General features: G+C 59.3%; 13 protein-coding genes and 1 tRNA gene. 10 read left to right on the top strand and 4 right to left on the bottom strand.

All coding sequences use genetic code 11. From position 1 onward, the window contains the following. Positions 1-17 precede the first annotated feature (17 nt). From FHR98_RS15555 to FHR98_RS15545, 3 genes are read left to right on the top strand one after another with little or no spacing between them, the layout of a single operon-like run. A complete protein-coding gene (locus FHR98_RS15555) occupies positions 18-509 on the top strand; it encodes a hypothetical protein (RefSeq protein WP_221205933.1) in 492 nt (163 codons plus the stop codon). Between the two features lie 5 nt (positions 510-514). Next, entirely contained in the window at positions 515-1,069 is a 555-nt protein-coding gene (locus FHR98_RS15550) for a hypothetical protein (protein WP_183417662.1), read from the top strand. After that, on the top strand, positions 1,066-1,722 hold the full coding sequence (locus FHR98_RS15545) for an SCO family protein (protein ID WP_183417661.1): 657 nt from the start codon (positions 1,066-1,068) through the stop codon (positions 1,720-1,722). Before FHR98_RS15550 ends, FHR98_RS15545 begins: the two co-directional genes overlap by 4 nt. A 7-nt stretch (positions 1,723-1,729) precedes the next feature. On the opposite strand, the gene carA is transcribed toward FHR98_RS15545, so the two are convergent. Next, a complete protein-coding gene (carA, locus tag FHR98_RS15540) occupies positions 1,730-2,923 on the bottom strand; it encodes a glutamine-hydrolyzing carbamoyl-phosphate synthase small subunit (RefSeq protein WP_183417660.1) in 1,194 nt (397 codons plus the stop codon). A 325-nt stretch (positions 2,924-3,248) separates the two neighbouring features. Between carA and FHR98_RS15535 the strand changes: the two genes are divergently transcribed. From FHR98_RS15535 to FHR98_RS15515, 5 genes are all read left to right on the top strand, one after another. After that, the gene (locus FHR98_RS15535) at positions 3,249-3,704 is read left to right on the top strand and encodes a GatB/YqeY domain-containing protein (RefSeq protein ID WP_183417659.1); all 456 of its coding nucleotides are present in this window, start codon (positions 3,249-3,251) and stop codon (positions 3,702-3,704) included. 235 nt (positions 3,705-3,939) lie between these two features. Continuing rightward, positions 3,940-5,814: a DNA primase gene (gene dnaG / locus FHR98_RS15530; protein ID WP_183417658.1), complete on the top strand. Its 1,875-nt coding sequence runs from the start codon at positions 3,940-3,942 to the stop codon at positions 5,812-5,814. An 82-nt stretch (positions 5,815-5,896) separates the two neighbouring features. Beyond that, positions 5,897-7,984 carry an RNA polymerase sigma factor RpoD gene (gene rpoD / locus FHR98_RS15525; protein WP_183417657.1) on the top strand — a complete coding sequence of 696 codons (2,088 nt, stop codon included), beginning with the start codon at positions 5,897-5,899 and terminating at the stop codon, positions 7,982-7,984. A gap of 29 nt (positions 7,985-8,013) precedes the next feature. Further along, a complete protein-coding gene (locus FHR98_RS15520; RefSeq protein WP_183417656.1) occupies positions 8,014-8,901 on the top strand; it encodes an MBL fold metallo-hydrolase in 888 nt (295 codons plus the stop codon). Positions 8,902-8,949: 48 nt separating this feature from the next. Next, a tRNA-Ile gene (locus tag FHR98_RS15515) sits at positions 8,950-9,025 on the top strand. A gap of 81 nt (positions 9,026-9,106) precedes the next feature. Here FHR98_RS15515 and FHR98_RS15510 read toward each other — a convergent pair. Together FHR98_RS15510 and FHR98_RS15505 are read right to left on the bottom strand one after the other, a co-directional pair. Then, the gene (locus tag FHR98_RS15510; protein ID WP_183417655.1) at positions 9,107-10,492 is read right to left on the bottom strand and encodes an FAD-binding oxidoreductase; all 1,386 of its coding nucleotides are present in this window, start codon (positions 10,490-10,492) and stop codon (positions 9,107-9,109) included. 217 nt (positions 10,493-10,709) lie between these two features. Next, positions 10,710-11,600, bottom strand: a complete 891-nt coding sequence (locus FHR98_RS15505; RefSeq protein ID WP_183417654.1) for an endonuclease/exonuclease/phosphatase family protein — start codon at positions 11,598-11,600, stop codon at positions 10,710-10,712. Positions 11,601-11,745: 145 nt separating this feature from the next. Between FHR98_RS15505 and FHR98_RS15500 the strand changes: the two genes are divergently transcribed. Continuing rightward, positions 11,746-13,104 (top strand): glutamine synthetase family protein, encoded by a 1,359-nt coding sequence (locus FHR98_RS15500; RefSeq protein ID WP_183417653.1) that lies wholly within the window; start codon positions 11,746-11,748, stop codon positions 13,102-13,104. A gap of 13 nt (positions 13,105-13,117) precedes the next feature. Here FHR98_RS15500 and FHR98_RS15495 read toward each other — a convergent pair whose 3' ends face one another. Beyond that, positions 13,118-15,199, bottom strand: coding sequence for a molybdopterin-containing oxidoreductase family protein (locus tag FHR98_RS15495; RefSeq protein ID WP_183417652.1), 2,082 nt, complete (start codon positions 15,197-15,199; stop codon positions 13,118-13,120). A gap of 189 nt (positions 15,200-15,388) precedes the next feature. Between FHR98_RS15495 and FHR98_RS15490 the strand changes: the two genes are divergently transcribed. After that, the gene (locus FHR98_RS15490) at positions 15,389-16,807 is read left to right on the top strand and encodes a tetratricopeptide repeat protein (RefSeq protein ID WP_183417651.1); all 1,419 of its coding nucleotides are present in this window, start codon (positions 15,389-15,391) and stop codon (positions 16,805-16,807) included. Positions 16,808-16,951: the final 144 nt, after the last annotated feature.

The raw sequence follows: 16,951 nt of genomic DNA, 5'->3' as shown, positions 1-16,951 counted from the left end.
CAGGAAAGGTCCGGAAAATGTCTGTTTCCCGTCAAATCCTCCAATCCGCTATGGCGCTGGGACTGTTCATGAGCGCCAGCTTTGGGACAATCATCACAATGCCTGCCGGGCAAGCTAAAGCCGCCAAGCCTGAGGCGGTCACACTCACCGGTGAATTGATCGATTCCTTCTGTTACTTGTCGGGCGTGATGGGCGGACCGGAAGCTGTTGTCGGCACCGCGCATCACAAGTGCGCTCTCTGGTGCGCCGCCGGCGGCATCCCTGTTGGGCTGCTATCGGAAGACGGCACGGTTTATATGATCTTGCAGGTGGAAGGGGATTCCTCCGCAGCGCCGCCGCCGTCGCTCTTTCCTAAGATGAGCCATAAGGTCACCGTCGATGGCGAGGTCTACCGACGGGACGGAATCAATTATCTCATCATCCGCAATCTATCCAGCGACGCGGGCATCGTGAACATGACGCATGAGGATTTTGGCGTTGTGCCTCCCTTTGCCCTGCCGGCGGAGTAGTGACCATGAAAACGTTGATAGCAGCTTTGACAATAACGGCGGTCTACGGATTTTCCGGCCCATCGATGGCAGCCAACGAGTGGGGGCTGACGAACGAAGAGGTCGTGCGCTTCGACGGCACGGTCGTGGACGTGCTGGCGACCTTGACGGGTGAGCCCTCATCGGATTGTGGCGGGGGTCACCGTCAAATCGGAATTCTCAAGGCGGATGGCGCGTTGGTGCTGACCGGCAAGAATAGCCTCAACTTTACCGGCACCACTCATGAACTCGCCGAATTCTGTGGCCAGGAGGTTACGGTCGACGGCCTGATGACCGGCCACTCTGGGACGACGTTCATGGTGGTTCAGTTCGTGCGCCCCAAGGGCGGCGAATGGCGTTCTACCAAGCGCAGCATCGGACAGTGGAGCAAGGCGGGGTGGGCCGAGGCCAACGGGTATAAGGCCGATGGGCCGGAGAGCAACCGGTGGTTCGATAACGATAAACGCATACTGGAGGCCCTTGGTAAGGACGGCTTCCTGGGTGTTGGCAAGGAAGCCGACGAGGCTTTCCTGAAAGAATGATGCGGGCGGCTTTCCTGGGCTGGCTAGTGGCTCTGGGACTGGGTTTGTCCAGCCAACCGCTGTTGGCGCATGAAAAGCACAAGCACAATCCGTTGACGCCTTCCGTAACACCGGGAGACACCCAACCCGTGGCAATCGGCGGGGATGATCTGCCTTTTACCGTCGGCGGACCCTTTTCGCTCATCGATCAGAACGGCAGGACGGTGACGGAAGCGGATTTCCTTGGGCGGCCTTTCCTGGTCTTCTTTGGGTACAGCAACTGCGAGGATTTCTGTCCGGTCGGACTGCAGGTCATGCTGGAGGCGTTGGATCACCTTGGCGCGCGCGGGGCGGCCCTTCAACCTGTGATGATCACCGTCGATCCCGACCATGATACGCCGGAGGTCCTTGCGGCCTTTGCTGCAGAGCTGGACCCGCGTTTGACGGCCTTGACCGGCACGGCGGAATCCTTGGCGTCCGTCCGGAAAGCCTACCACGTGAACACAAAAAAGTTGCCGCCCAGTATCCTGACCGAACAAACCGTTTTTGCACACGACTCCTATCTCTACCTGATGGGATCGAAGGGTGAGTTTCTGACCCTTCTTCCGCCGATACTTTCCGCATCGCGCATGGCGGAAATCATCGCGGCTTATCTAGGGGCGCCTCAGGGTTAGGCGGGAGCTAGGCCTTCGCTTTCTCGATGTTGGCGATAAAGCGCTTGAAGAGATAGTGGCTGTCATGCGGTCCGGGGCTGGCTTCCGGGTGATACTGCACCGAGAAGATCGGCTTGCCGATAACGCGCAGTCCCTCATTTGACCCGTCGAACAGGCTGACGTGGCTAGGCTCCACGCCTTCGGGCAAGCTCTCGTCAAGGACGACGAAACCGTGGTTCTGGCTGGTGATCTCGACGCGGCCCGTCTCCAGGTCTTTGACCGGATGATTGGCGCCGCGATGCCCCAGATGCATTTTCTCCGTTTTTGCGCCCAAGGCCAATGCCAGTATCTGGTGGCCCAGGCAAATACCGAAGATCGGTAGCCCTTTCTCCACCAAACCTCGGACGACGGGGACGGCATAAGCACCGGTTGCCGCCGGGTCGCCGGGGCCGTTCGACAGGAAAATCCCATCGGGTTGATGTACCAGGATATCCTCCAGGGTTGCCTCGGCGGGCACCACGGTCACCGCGCAATCCAAACCCGCCAGATTGCGCAAAATGTTGCGCTTGGCGCCATAGTCGACGGCCACGACCTTGTGTCGCGGCGCTTCCGCTTTGCCATAGCCTGCTTCCAGCGTCCAGGGCGTCTCGTCCCAATGGTAGGTCTGGCGGCAGGTCACGTCCTTGGCCAAATCCATACCTTCCAACCCGGCAAAGGCCTTGGCCTTGGCGCGGAGGGCTTCGATATCGAACTGGCCTTCCAGATTATGGGCGATACAGCCGTGCGGCGCGCCGGAATCGCGGATGTGGCGGGTCATGGCGCGCGTATCCAGACCGGCGATGCCGGTTAGGCCGTTGCTCTTGAGCCAGGCGTCGAGATGCTGAACGGAGCGCCAGTTGGACGGGTCGGTGATATCGGCGCGCAGAATTAAACCGCGTGCAGAGGGTGTCGTTGTTTCGAGATCTTCCAGATTGGCCCCGACGTTGCCGATGTGCGGAAAGGTGAAGGTGATGATCTGCCCGGCGTAGGAAGGATCAGTCAGGATTTCCTGGTAACCTGTCATCGAGGTGTTGAAGCAGACCTCGCCTACAGTGTCACCCTGGGCGCCTATTCCTTGCCCCCAGAATACGTTGCCGTCGGCCAGAACCAGAACTGCTGTACAGCCTTCTGGCACCTTTCCCGAGGTGGACGATTTGGGTGGGGTTTCTATGGTCACGGGCATTGCTTCCTCGTCTCACCTGGGATTGGTTTCCAGCCATTACGCGCACAAAAGCGCCGGATGTCCCAAGGGTCCATCTTGCGATTTTCCCGCGACGCCCGGCTCGCGACTGCGCATCCTGGCCAGTCACGCAATCAAAACTTGCTGCTAAGCCGCTTTGATAGAAGATGGGAGCCGCTAGGTCAAGGTAAGTTCCGGGAAAAAAATATAGCAAAATCAATAAGTTAAAAATTCATTCAAGAATTTGCCTTCTTTCGGCCTTTGCGTTAGTCTCCGCCGCCTTCGAAGACCGGTTGTTTTTGAGCAAAAAGAACTCAGGAGTTCGCCCATGTTGCGAAGCGATTTGAGCGAGGCGCTTAAGCAGGCGCTTAAACAAAAAGAGCAAACGGCCACCTCGACGCTGCGTCTTATCCTCGCGGCGCTCAAGGACCGGGACATCGCCGCGCGAAGCAAGGGGCAGATGGAAGGCATCGAAGAGGCCGAGATTCTGGAAATGCTGCAGAAGATGATCAAGCAGCGTGAAGAGTCCATCGCAGCATTCGACAAGGGCGGCCGTCCGGATCTGGTGGAAAAGGAACGCGCCGAGATAGAGGTCATTCGTCGTTTCCTGCCCCAAGGACTTTCCGAGGCTGAATCGCAAACCGTGATCGACGAAACGATCGCAGAACTGGAAGCGGCAAGCATCAAGGACATGGGGCGCGTCATGGCGTTGCTGAAGGAACGCTATCCCGGGCGCATGGATTTTTCGCTGGCCAGTCGATTGGTAAAGGAACGGCTTGCCTGAGGTCTTGGCAATTGAAGCCTGCGCACAGGATAATCGCGCCGGACGCGTTCCATCCACAGGTTAACCACAGAACCATCCCGAACTTTCTGATAACGAAACCGAAGACGCCGTCCGCGGCGGGTGGGTTCTGCCGTGCTTTTTGTTACAATGCGTTCCCCTTGGACAGTCCTTTAGGGCATCAGCCCTGGACGCACCTCCCCTCCGTGGGGGGCTCTCTTGGACTCGGAATGAACTGATGGCTTTTCCTGTTGCCTTCCTCGATGAGTTGCGCCAGCGCCTGCCGCTGTCCGACGTCGTCGGCCGCCGCGTGCGCCTGGTCAAGCGCGGCCGGGAGCACAGCGGTCTTTGCCCGTTCCACAATGAAAAATCACCGTCCTTCACGGTTAGTGACGACAAGGGGTTCTACCATTGCTTTGGCTGCGGTGCGCATGGTGATGTCATCAAGTTTGCGCAGGATACCGAGGGGCTTTCGTTCCCCGAAGCCATTGAAAGGCTAGCGGCGGAGGCAGGTCTTGAAGTGCCTCGAGAATCGCCGGAAGAACGGCAACGTGCCGAACGGGTCGCAAGCCTGCATGACGTTGTGGAAACGGCCTGTCTGTGGTTTGAGGAGCAGTTGGGAGGCGCCGCCGGAAAATCGGCGCGCGATTACCTGGACGGCAGGGGACTCGTCGGTCCGGTATTGAGGCGCTTCCGCATTGGCTATGCGCCGAACCAGCGCGGATCGCTGCGTAAGGCGCTAAACGCCAAAGGCATTCATGACGACAAGTTGGTTGCAGCCGGACTGCTAAAGCGTGCCGATGATGGCAGTCTGCGCGACTATTTCTTTGACCGTGTGATGATTCCCATCACCGACCGCCGTGGTCGCATCATAGCCTTTGGTGGACGTGCACTGGGGGATTCGCCTGCAAAGTATCTCAACTCTCCCGACGGTGACCTGTTTCATAAGGGCAGGATTCTTTATAACCTCGCGGGCGCCCGACAGGCCTTGAGCGCGCGCAGCGGTGTAGAAGCGGCGCGTCTGGTCGTGGTCGAGGGTTACATGGATGTCATCGCCCTGGCCGAGAACGGATTTCCGGCCGCTGTAGCGCCGCTGGGAACGGCCGTGACGGAAGATCAAATACGCGAACTCTGGCGTCTGGCCGACACACCGTTACTCTGTTTGGATGGGGATGCCGCTGGACTGCGGGCAGCCAGTCGGGCCGCTGAGCGCGCCCTACCGTTGCTGCGGCCCGGACGTTCTTTGCGTTTTGCATTTCTTCCCTCCGGCGAAGACCCGGACAGTTTGGTGCGGACCCAGGGTCCCGCTGCCTTGGCAAGCATTCTGGATAAGGCCATCCCCTTGGACGAACTCTTGTGGCGCCAGGCGTTGGACGGACGAGCCCTGACCACACCTGAAGAACGCGCCGCTCTTCGCGAAGCCTTGCGGCATCTTTCGTCCAGTATTTCGGATAACGATGTGCGTGAAGCCTATGCGCAGGAGTTTCGCAAACGGTTGGAACACTTGTTCAATCCGCAAACGCAATCGACGGCGCGGGATCGTCGCCAGGGCGGTTTCGGCCGGAGCTACGGCCACGGGCTTGGCCCGGGCGACAAGCGCAGGAGAGGGCGGCATGCAGCGTCGATGCTTGGATCGGGCGCGCAGGCAGCGACCTTGTTGCGCCAACCACCCGAGTTACTTCGGCGGCGCAGCGAGGAACTGCTGCTCGCCACCTTGATCAATCATCCGGCCTTGATCGAAGACCGCGCCGAACAGTTGGCCGAGGCGCCGCTGGGCAGTCCTGATCTGATCCGTCTGCGCGCAGCCCTTTTGGACAGCCAAGCAAGCCACCCAGGACTTGACAGAGAGGCGCTTCAATGCCACCTCTGCGAAGCGGGTTATTCCGGTCTTTTGGAACGATTATTGAGCCGAGACGTTTATGTGCATGGCAGTTTTGCCCGGCCGGAGGCCGCCTTGGATCAGGCTGGAAGCGGTTGGCAGGACGTATTTGCTCATGTTCAGAGCGAACGTTTGCAGCGCGAACGCGATGAAGCCGAGAGGCGGTGGGCGGAAGAACCAACGGAAGAGAATCTTGCGCAGTTGAGCGCCTCGCGGTCGGGTGATGGCGTATAGAGGTAATCGGGCGGCAGGCAACAGCGGAGCGCTCATGGCTCTCGTACAAATGTACGAATTGGGAAAGTCGGGTTAATTCAGCATGGCAAAGCAGGCAAACGAGAAAGACGCAACCGAGAACCGTGAGGAAGGTGCTGATGGCCCACTGGGCGATGTCACTGCCGCCGCGGTCAAGAAAATGGTGGCGCGCGCGAAGGAGCGCGGCTTCATCACCTACGACGAGCTCAATCAGGTTCTGCCTCCGGACCAGGTTTCTTCCGAGCAGATCGAGGACGTTATGTCCCTGTTATCTGAAATGGGCGTGACCGTTATCGAGAGCGAAGACAACGAAGACAGCGAATCCTCCGACAACGAGGAGGAAGCGAGCAGCAGCCGCGCCGGTGGGAACGTAGACGACGAGGATATCGGCCGGACCGACGATCCTGTGCGCATGTACCTGCGCGAGATGGGCTCGGTGGAGCTCCTGTCCCGCGAAGGCGAAATCGCGATTGCCAAGCGTATCGAAGCCGGTCGCGAGAAGATGATCGGCGGAATCTGCGAAAGCCCTCTGACGATCGAAGCCCTGCTATATTGGCGTGAAGCTCTTCAGAACGGCGACATCCTGCTGCGTGACATTATCGACCTGGACGCAACCTATGGCGCCGGTCCGGATGCGCCGGAAGCGAATGCAAACGACCCGGAAGCGAATGCAAACGACAATGAGTCGGACGATGCCGAGGATGCCGATGACTCGTCCCTGAGCGCCGAGGAGACTGACGGCGAGGACGAAAGCGCCTCGTCCGGCAACGGCAAGCTCAATGGCGTGCGAACCAAGAGCGACGACGACGATTCCGATTCCGACGATAAGGAAGAGGGCGCCGAAACAAGCGAAGGCGACGACGAAGAAGAGGAAGAGGAAAGCAACCTCTCTCTTGCCGCCATGGAAGCGGCACTGCTGCCGCAGGTTGTCGAGAATTTCGATCAGATTTCCGCGACCTACAAGAAGATCTCCAAGGTTCAGGAAAAACGGCTGGACCTCTTGTCCCAGGGCGAGAAGGTGCCGCCGGCAACCGAAAAGCGGTACGAGAAGCTCAAGGACGAGCTGGTTGAGTTAATGGACCAGGTCCATCTGAACAACGCACGTATCGACCAGTTACTCGAGCAGCTATATGGCATCAACAAGCGTCTGATGAATCTCGAAGGCGAGCTGTTGCGCCATGCCGAGAAGTCAAAGGTCGATCGTGCAGACTTCCTCAAGCACTACTATGGCAAGGAACTCGATCCTAATTGGCTAGAGGAAGTCGCCACCCTGAAAGGGAAGGGCTGGAAGGACTTCGCCACCAACAACCCTGACAAAATCACGTCCATTCGCCATGAGATCGCTATCGTCGCCGCCGAAAGCGGTCTGCCGATTTCTGAGTTCCGCCGGATCGTCAACACGGTGCGAACCGGGGAAAAGGAGGCCAGCAAGGCCAAGACCGAGATGGTCGAGGCCAACCTGCGCCTGGTTATCTCTATCGCCAAGAAATACACGAACCGAGGGCTGCAGTTCCTGGACCTTATTCAGGAAGGCAACATCGGCCTCATGAAGGCGGTCGATAAATTCGAGTATCGCCGTGGTTACAAGTTCTCCACCTATGCGACTTGGTGGATCAGGCAGGCGATAACCCGCTCCATCGCCGATCAGGCACGCACGATCCGTATCCCGGTTCATATGATCGAGACGATCAACAAGCTGGTTCGTACAAGCCGTCAGATGTTGCACGAAATTGGCCGCGAGCCGACGCCCGAGGAATTGGCCGAGCGCCTTGTCATGCCGCTGGAGAAGGTGCGCAAGGTGATGAAGATCGCCAAGGAGCCGATCTCCCTGGAAACGCCGATCGGCGACGAGGAAGATTCACATTTGGGCGATTTCATCGAAGACAAGAACGCTGTCATTCCCTTGGATGCCGCGATCCAATCCAATTTGCGCAACACCACGACCAGGGTGCTTGCGACGCTCACCCCGCGTGAAGAGCGGGTCTTGCGCATGCGCTTTGGTATCGGCATGAACACCGACCACACCCTGGAGGAAGTCGGCCAGCAGTTCTCGGTGACACGCGAACGTATCCGACAGATCGAGGCCAAGGCCTTGCGCAAGCTGAAGCATCCCAGCCGTAGTCGGAAACTGCGTAGCTTCCTTGACACCTGATCGGTTGGCGTAGGGCGGAAACGGACCCGATGGAACTGACCCTGCTTGGTACTGGCTGTCCTTCCGCCCACCTGGAGCGCTATGGCCCTGCCGCCTTGGTTCACCATGCCGGGCAGACGATCCTGGTTGACTGCGGATCGGGCGTCACTCAGCGTCTCATCGCCGCCGGCAGCTCGGGCCGGGATGTGGATGCTCTCTTTCTGACTCATCTTCACAGCGACCATATCGTCGATCTTTACCAACTCATCATTTCCTCCTGGCACCAGGGGCGGGAGTGGCCGCAACGGATCTTTGGCCCGCCGGGGACCAAGCGCTACGTCGATGGTCTGATGAAGCTGTGGGAGCCGGAACGGACCTTGCGTATCGCTCACGAAGAAAGAGACTCCACCGAAGGCTTGGAGGTGGAGGTTATTGAACTTTCACCCGGCGAGGTTCACCAGTTCGGTGGACTTTCGGTCGAGGTCGTCGAGGTCGACCACAAGCCTGTGCGCCACGCCTTCGGCTTCATCTTTGCCGGCGGCGGACGCCGGTTGGCAATATCGGGGGATACCAGGCGCTGTCAGACACTTATTGATGCGGCACGGGGTGTCGACCTCCTGCTGCACGAGGTATTTATTCATTACGAGTTGCCGGTCATCCCAGGTCTGCGAACCGAACGGACCGTATCCAACGTTGCCTCCTACCACACGCTTTCCAGCGACGTCGGCAAGATCGCCGGCGAGGCTGGTGTCGGGTGTCTGGTCTTGACCCATTTCGTGCCGCCGTCTTGCGACCGGGATGCTGTTCTCGATCAGGTGAAAGCGGATTTTTCAGGGCCTGTCATTGTGGGCGAAGACCTTATGAGCTTTGACTTACAGGCCGGTGTCCTGTCCTACGGGCAGGCGCGTATGAGCTTTCCGCTGATCACGCGCACTTGACGCTGCCGCCTGCCTGCGCCAAGAAGGCGCAGTTCAATCCCTGGGGAAGGGCCCGTAGTTCAGTGGTCAGAACGCGCCGCTCATAACGGTGTTGTCGCAGGTTCGAATCCTGCCGGGCCCACCACCTTCCCTCCCTGCCTTATCTCGCCACGGACGACAGTGATTGGGCGTGCGGAATTTCGGGAGATGCATGTTCCCGCACTTCTTAGGGCGCGATGTTGGCGTTCGCTCTGAAGAAGTTGGTCGGATCATAGGTCCTTTTGATTTCCCTCAGCCTACCCAGATTCTCACCAAATGCCGCGATCACCGTCGTGTCCTCATCGGCACCGATGTAATTCAGATATGTGCCGCCCGCCGCGAATGGCGCGAGTGCATCATGAGCCGCTTTGGCCCACGCAATCTGGGCCTTATCATCTGCAGGGCGAGTCCATAGAGGTAAAAGGGCGATCAAGTAGTCTTGGCCTCTTTGCGCGAAGGCGTTCTCTCCCATCGCCTTTGATTTTGTCGCGCCGGTGCAGTGCTCTATCAGGATACCTGAGCCGGGTACCGTCATGCCCTTGGACTGTTCCACAATCGTATCGATGGCATCGTCGGTCAGGTCGCTGAGGTAGGCAGACTTCCAGTAGTTCCGGCTTCCGGGGCCGTAGGCGGCGTCCAACATCGACTGCATCGCGGTGAACGGCATTTCATGAAGGTCAACGACTAGCGGTTCGTCGATCTCGGTTAGCGCCTTTATCGCTTGCCTTCCAACTTCCTTATCGTCTCCGATCCAACAAGGCACCAGTGCGGTTAATGGCGTTCCGTCGGGTCCCCAGAGAAGGGCGGCGTAAACTGTAAGCTCATCGGGCGCATCGCGGATAATATCTCTATAGCCTCGCAGGATCTTGGGCGCCGCTGCGCGGGGATAGGCGATCATTCCACCAAGTACGGTGGAAAGCGGATAAGCCCTGTAGAGGAACGATGTAACGATCCCGAAGTTTCCGCTGCCGCCACAAATACCCCAGTAAAGATCTGGGTTCTGTCCTGCGCTTGCGGTCTTGATAGAGCCATCGGCGGTGACAACTTCCGCCTCGATGACGTTGTCGCAAGTTGGGCCGTACTTTCTGGCAAGCCATCCAAACCCGCCCCCGGTCGTAAGGCCGCCAATCCCCGTCATGGAAACGACGCCAAGTGGTACAGCCAGGCCGTGAACATGCGTCTCTCTATCTACGTCCCCGAGAAGCGCGCCTCCCTGGGCCCGGACAGTTCTGCTGGTCGGGTCCACATAGATCGCACGCATTCTGGACAGGTCGATCACCAGACCGTCGTCACAGACGGCGCGGCCGCCAACATTATGGCCGCCGCCTCGCACGGATACTAAAATGTCATGCTTGCTTGCGAACTTGATGGCCGCCGAAACATCTGCTGTTCCATGGCAACGTAAAATGGCGCCGGGGTGTTTATCGATCAAAGCGTTCCAAATTCGACGGGCAGTTTCATACTGCTCGCTACCGGGAACAATCAGATCTCCACGAACAAGGGACTTTAACTCGTCGATGGCCTCCGTTGGCACGGCGTCACCATCACGAGTCTTCAATCGTGTGGTAGACATATCGCCCTCCATTAGGGGGTTCCTCCCAGTGAGATTATACACACTTTTGCCGATTGACGGCTAACCGCCGAGATTTCAAGCCGGCACTAGTTAACAGCCGGGTCGTTGCCGTTCCGGAGTTTTCCCCTTCTCAGGGAATTCTTAGCGGCATCGGCCCATAAAGAATCAATGCTGGCTCCACCACTGTTTCCTGCATACAACTGAATTTGGACCGCAGTCATGTCAGGTCGATCTCCGTCCAGACTGGCTTGTGGTCGGAAGCGGTTTCTGCCTCATCGATCCACATACTTCTGACATTGCCGACGAGCTCGGCGCTGACGAAACAGTAGTCGAGCCGTCTTTTCCGCAGCCGTCCTTCGGCATCCTTGCCTTCATGGCTGGTGAACGTCGAGGGATTTTGTCCCGTTGCCACCGCTGAATCGACGAAACCGCCCACGTAGGACGCGCCAGGATGATAGGGGTTGTTGCCCGTCACTCGCTCATACTCCGGGCTTCCAGGCTCGCTGTTGAAGTCGCCCATCCAGATTGCCGCCGTCGGGCAATCGGGCTCCGGTTCGCAATTGGTCCAGTTGCGGTGCGTTTCGTCATCCCTACCGCTCCAAGGCCCGCCTTCAAGGCCTACGCGCCGGTGCCGGGCCAGAAGAAACTCAAGTTGCTCCATGCGTTCCTCGGAGCCGACATGAGCCAGATGAAGGGAGAGGATGCGCAATGGGCCGCCTGGCGTTTGAACCAAGCCCTCCAAAGCCGGGTTCTGGGTGTTCAGAGGATGAAGCATCTTGCGCATCGGCAGCAGATGCAGCCGCGACCAAGCGATCGGATAACGTGACAGCAGCATCGTTCCGAACTGCCGCCTGCGGTTGACGATTTGACCGTCCTTGCCGCGCTTACTGGCATCCATGTCGAAGGCCGGGCCGTAAACCCAATAAAAATCCGGGAGTAGGCTGGAAAGAATCGCAGGTTGATCGTCCTCGTTCGTTCGTTCCCAAAAACGCTCGACCTCCTGAAGCGCGATAATGTCCGCGCCAGCGACAACCTTTGCGGCGCGTGCAAGCTCATAGCGCCCGTCCTCACCAAATCCGTACTGAATGTTGTAACTGACGAGTTTCATGAAATGAGCCCCGGCCGATGGCTTCCGCATGTTGTCGGATGCTAGACGAGAATGCCGGCTGGGTTCTACCGGTATTCCCAGCATTGTTGCCTGTCCGGTTGCTCCCTGGCTAAGCTGCCGACGCAGCAACGGGGAAGGAAGCGCCATGTATGCGACCGTCGAAGAGCTTAAGGAGTTTCTCACACGCCATCCTGAGGTCACGCATCTGGACGCCTTCGTGATTGATCTGTGCGGACAGGCTATCGGCAAGCGCTTGCCGCGTGCGCAAATGGAGCGCCTTTACCGTTCGGGTACACCAATCTGCGCCGCCATGCAGTTGGTCGACGTGCTGGGCAACACCGCCGATCCCATGGGCCATGGCTTTTCCGACGGCGACCCGGATGGAATCGCCCGACCGTTACCCGGTGGAATTCAGATTGTGCCCTGGACCGGCGGCAGTTACGCGCAGGTCCTGTGTGAGTTGACTCGCGCCAGGGATGGAGAACCCTTCTGGTACGATCCGCGCCGGGTTTTGCAGGGCGTCGCGGAGCGCTATTCGGAGTTAGGATTGACGCCGGTCGTGGCCTTGGAACTGGAGTTTTATCTGATTGATCTGGACCGGGGCGAGAATGGCGCGCCTTTACCCGCTCATTCGCCCTTGACCGGTGCGCCCGAAGCGCAGGGCAAAGTCTTATCATTGGCCAAACTGGACGAGTTTCAGCCGATCCTGGAGGCTATCGAACAGTCCTGCCTGACTCAGAATCTGCCCGTTACCACGATGATTAGCGAGTATGGCGCCGGGCAATTCGAAATTAATCTGGAACACCAGAGCGACCCGTTGCTGGCCGCCGATCACGCCGCCCTGCTGCGGCGCGCGGTGCAGGGGACTGTCCGCGAGCTCGGTTATGATGCAACCTTCTTGTCAAAGCCCTTCCCAGGTCAGTCGGGCAGCGGCCTGCACTTGCATGTCAGCCTGTTGGACGAGGCGGGACACAACGTCTTTGACCCGGAGCGATCCGATGGCGAAACGCGGCTCGGGCAGGCTGTAGCCGGTCTGCAGGCGACGATGCACGAGGCCATGGCTATCTTCGCACCCAACATCAATGTCTACCGCCGGTTCAAGCCAGATGAGTTCACGCCCGTGACCAGGGATTGGGGCGAGAACAACCGCTCAGTCGCCTTTCGCCTGCCGGCGTCCGACGGCGCAAGCCGCCGTCTGGAGCACCGGATTGCCGGGGCGGAGGCCAATCCCTATCTCGTCACCGCCGCTGTGCTGGCCGGCATCCACCATGGCCTGATGGCCAAGCTTGATCCGGGTGAGAAACACAGCGGCAATGCCGGTTCCGAGGTCGACGCGAGCTTACCGCTCAGGTTCTGGGATGCTCTGGCGGCACTCGCGCAGGCCACGGTCTTGCCAGGGTACCTGGGCGCGGATTACCTGAAAATTTATCACGAGGTTAAGAGCGCGGAGTTGGAAGCCTTTTTCGAGGAGCCGTCTCCCCGCGAGTTTGCCTGGTATCTATAATTCCGCACTCATGTCAGGCGCGAGCAATGTCCACGAAGGTCTCGTTGAAACAGGCGCCTCTTTCTATATCGGTCCTGATGTCGCTGGGAATCAGGGCGTTGATCGTCTGACCCGAAGCCCCTGCCGCCATCCAGGTTCCTTTTGGACTGTAGAGTACGCCCGGGCGTACGGCGTCCGTTACCCGCGCAACCAGCAAGGTTTCTCCGCGCGCATTCCACAGCCGGACCAGATCACCGTCCGAAACCCCTTTCGTAGTGGCATCCGCCGGATTGATCTCGATACGCTCGCGCCCTCGCGAGGCGTCACAACCACCGAAGGTGGCGTTAGTGCGCTTCGAGGAAGACGGTGAAATCAGGTTGAAAGGCAGATCGCGCGGCACCGCTTCGAAGCGAGGGATGCCGTAACCGTAGCGCCGCTCCAGGTCCTCCGAAAAAAGCTCGATCTTGCCGGATTTCGTCGCAGGTTGAACGGTCTTGCAAAGGATCAGTTCTTCACCCTCCGGCGTCGTCATCTCCAGCGCCCGATCAAGGGGAATCTGGCTCGGCCGGAACCCGCCCAGACGAGGGTCTGTCGCGTCGAAGGCGGCATCCATTAACGCGTCGTCGCTGTCCTGGAACAGAGGATCGTCAAAGCCAAAACGGGCGGCCAGCCGCCGGAAAATCTCTGTGTTCGGCAGCGATTGGCCAACCGGCGGAATGACCGCTTCGGCCCGCTGCAGATAGTTTTGGCCGTAAGCGCCGTAGACGTCGGCATACTCGAAATGGCTGGCCGCAGGCAAAACCACGTCTGCAAAAGCCATGCTATCCGTCATCACGATATCGGCGCCGACGACGAAGAGGTCGTCGCGCATCAGGGCGCGCTTCAAGCGGTTCTGGTCCGGGTGCGTGCAGACCGGGTTATGGTTGTAAATGAAAAGAGCGCTGACCGGCGGATCGAGGTCGCGGTCCAATAGCTTGTCGGTTACATCGACGATGTTGAAGGTTCGCGTGCCCGGGGGCACCAAATCCGGTCGCTGCAGTCGATCAGTCGTCTTTGGCGAGGCGAGTCCGGGCTTGGCGATAACGCCCGCGCCACGGCGGCCGTGATTACCGGTCAGCGCTTGCAGAGCCATGGCGGCGCGCAAGGATGAGCCACCGCTGTGTCCACGCTCTATGCCGTTGCCAAGCGACACCGCGACCCGCTGCGCGGTGGCATAGTGCTCGGCAAAGCTGTGGAACTGCTCTTTCGAAAGTCCACAGAGCTCGACGACGCTATCGGCGTCATACTTTCGCGCCTCAGTCATGTAGGGTTCGAAGCCGCTTACCCAGCGGCTGATGAAATCCTGGTCCAGTGCGCCACGGCGTTCCAGTTCAGCCGCCAGGGCCTGAGCCAGCACCACATCGCTGCCGGGTGTTATTTGCAGGAAAAGGTCTGCCTGCTCGGCGATGCGGGTGCGCTTTGGGTCGATGATCACCAGCTTGGCGCCCTGAGCCCGCGCCTCCTTGATGACCTTCGCCATATGCAGGTTTGATACTGTGATGTTGTTGCCCCAAACCACGATGAGGTCGGCTTCGCGCGCTTGTTCCGGGGGCATGCCGGGGCAAGGGCCATAAAGGCTGAGATAGGCCGTGCCACGCACCGCGCCACACAGAGGCCCTCGGTCGAGGAGGGTCGCCCCGAGTTTATGGAAGAACCGCCGGTCCATGGAGCCGCCGGCCAACTCGCCGTGCGGTCCGGCATAGTTGAACGGCAGGACGGACTGCGGGCCGTGCTGCGCTATGGCTTTTGATAAGCCGGTATGAACGAGGTCGAGTGCCTCGTCCCAAGACACGGGCTCAAAGCGCCCGCTACCGCGTGGCCCGACCCGTTTGAGAGGCTGCGTCAGCCGCCCCTTACCATGGACGAACTCAGGATAGGAGCGGGTGACTTTGTTGCAGATGACGCCGTCGGTATAGGGGTTGGCGTTTGATCCACGCACCGCGGTCACCCGGTTTTCGGCAATGGTCACCGAAAGGCTGCAGGTGTCGGGACAATCCAGCGGGCAGACGCTGGGTTTCAGGATGCTGGGTTTCAGGATGCTGGGGCTCAGGGTGCTGGGCGTTTCGTTTGTGGCCATTTCGGTCGGTCCGCATCATCAGGTTTTCTGTGAGGTCCAGAATTCACTCAAAGGGGCGGCGAGGGGAAGGGCCAATTCTTCAGTTTCTCCAGGCACCACTGGAGCCTTATCGGTAGCGCAGGGTAACTTGCTATAGGATCGCTTGGCTGGCAGCCTATGGGAAGGATTCGACAGGGGAGGGAGAAGACCATGAATGCCGCTGGGACTGGACGAACCGTGTTGGCTGCGGGCAGGGATTGCCGTGGCGTGCCACTGTCCTGCGGCAGTCCGTCGGCAATCGAAGGTCTGGAGCGCGCGCTGGAGTGTGCGCTGTCTTTCCGTGGGGATGCGATCGCGGAAATTGATGCCGTGCTGGCCGACCATCCGGACTTCATCATGGGGCACCTTTTCAAGGCAAGTTGGCTGACCCAGGCCATGGAGACCCGTGTCTATGACGAGATGTTGGCGGCCATCAGCGCGGCTGAGCGGCTTTCCGACGGCGCGAACGATCGCGAGTTGGGTTACCTTGCTGCCTTGAAGGCTTGGGCGCGCGGCGATTTCTACGGGGCCACGCAGTGTTGGGAGGAAGTTCTGACACACTTCCCGCGCGATCTGCTGGCCCTGCAGCTTGTGCACTTGACGCATGTACTGTTGGGGGATGTAACCGGCCAGCGTGACAGCGTCGCCCGGGTCTTCAACCTCTGGGACGAAAGCATGCCCGGCTACGAGTTCGTGCTGGGATTCTATTCCTTCGGGCTGGAGGAGAATCGCGACTTCTTCGAAGCCGAGGAAATGGGCCGCCGGGCGCTCGCCATGCGGCCGGACCATCCCTACGCGGTGCATGCCGTCGCCCACGTCATGGAAATGCGCGGCCGTCAGCCCGGCGGCATTCGGTTCATGAAGGATCACGTCGATCTTTGGAGCACGTCCAATTTTTCCAATCATCTCTGGTGGCACACGTCGCTCTATCACCTCGATCTCCAGGACCACCCTCGCGTTCTTGAGATATACGACAATCACCTGCAATCGGCGGCGCATGAGGGCGATCGCTACGAGGAACTCGATGCCTCTGCTCTGCTATGGCGCTTGAAGCTGCTCGGCGTCGAGACCGGAGACCGCTGGCGGGCCCTCGCAGATCGCTGGGAGCCCGCCGCCCAGGACACCCTTTATGCTTTCAACGACGTGCACGCCATGATGACCTTCGTATCAGATGGTCGCCGCGAGGCGCAGGCCGCCTTGCTGGGTGCGAACGAGCGCTACGTGGAAACCGCAAACGACGCTAACGTCGCCATGACCCGCGAGATTGGCATGCCCTTCTGCCTTGCCATGCAGGATTTCCAGGACGAGCGTTATGGTGATTGCGTCGACCACCTGTTGCCGGTGCGCTACAAAACCCATCGCCTCGGTGGCAGTTATGCACAGCGCGACGTAATCGGTTGGACGCTGTTGGAAGCTGCGCTCCGCGCCCGGCGGTTCGATCTCGCCTTGGCGCTGGCGAACGAGCGCAGCGCCATGAAACCGACCAGCCCTTTGAACTGGCGCTATGTCGCGCGGGCGTTCCAAGGGTTAGGCGACGACAGCAACGCAAAACGCGCCGAAGCGCGCGCCCATTCCCTGATGGCCGCCTGACCCCTTTCCTGATTCTCCCGACCGCAGAAGAGAGGCCGCGAGTACTTTTGCTTGCTTGATGAAACAATAATAATTGACAATATAAATATATTACGCTATTTATATGGTTAATCATACAAGAAGATTGGCGATAAACCACAAAGA

Origin of the sequence: Limibacillus halophilus, from assembly GCF_014191775.1 — a bacterium.
Taxonomy (GTDB): Bacteria; Pseudomonadota; Alphaproteobacteria; order Kiloniellales; family CECT-8803; genus Limibacillus; species Limibacillus halophilus.
The sequence above is the reverse complement of the archived record's forward strand: the minus strand, read 5'-3'. Positions and strand labels throughout refer to the sequence as shown.

Coding starts and splice junctions, on each gene's coding strand:
- FHR98_RS15500 (WP_183417653.1), top strand. CDS start 11,746: ATGTATGCGACCGTCGAAGAGCTTAAGGAGTTTCTCACACGCCATCCT.
- FHR98_RS15520 (WP_183417656.1), top strand. CDS start 8,014: ATGGAACTGACCCTGCTTGGTACTGGCTGTCCTTCCGCCCACCTGGAG.
- FHR98_RS15490 (WP_183417651.1), top strand. CDS start 15,389: ATGAATGCCGCTGGGACTGGACGAACCGTGTTGGCTGCGGGCAGGGAT.
- FHR98_RS15505 (WP_183417654.1), bottom strand. CDS start 11,600: ATGAAACTCGTCAGTTACAACATTCAGTACGGATTTGGTGAGGACGGG.
- FHR98_RS15545 (WP_183417661.1), top strand. CDS start 1,066: ATGATGCGGGCGGCTTTCCTGGGCTGGCTAGTGGCTCTGGGACTGGGT.
- FHR98_RS15555 (WP_221205933.1), top strand. CDS start 18: ATGTCTGTTTCCCGTCAAATCCTCCAATCCGCTATGGCGCTGGGACTG.
- rpoD (WP_183417657.1), top strand. CDS start 5,897: ATGGCAAAGCAGGCAAACGAGAAAGACGCAACCGAGAACCGTGAGGAA.
- carA (WP_183417660.1), bottom strand. CDS start 2,923: ATGCCCGTGACCATAGAAACCCCACCCAAATCGTCCACCTCGGGAAAG.
- dnaG (WP_183417658.1), top strand. CDS start 3,940: ATGGCTTTTCCTGTTGCCTTCCTCGATGAGTTGCGCCAGCGCCTGCCG.
- FHR98_RS15535 (WP_183417659.1), top strand. CDS start 3,249: ATGTTGCGAAGCGATTTGAGCGAGGCGCTTAAGCAGGCGCTTAAACAA.
- FHR98_RS15510 (WP_183417655.1), bottom strand. CDS start 10,492: ATGTCTACCACACGATTGAAGACTCGTGATGGTGACGCCGTGCCAACG.
- FHR98_RS15550 (WP_183417662.1), top strand. CDS start 515: ATGAAAACGTTGATAGCAGCTTTGACAATAACGGCGGTCTACGGATTT.
- FHR98_RS15495 (WP_183417652.1), bottom strand. CDS start 15,199: ATGGCCACAAACGAAACGCCCAGCACCCTGAGCCCCAGCATCCTGAAA.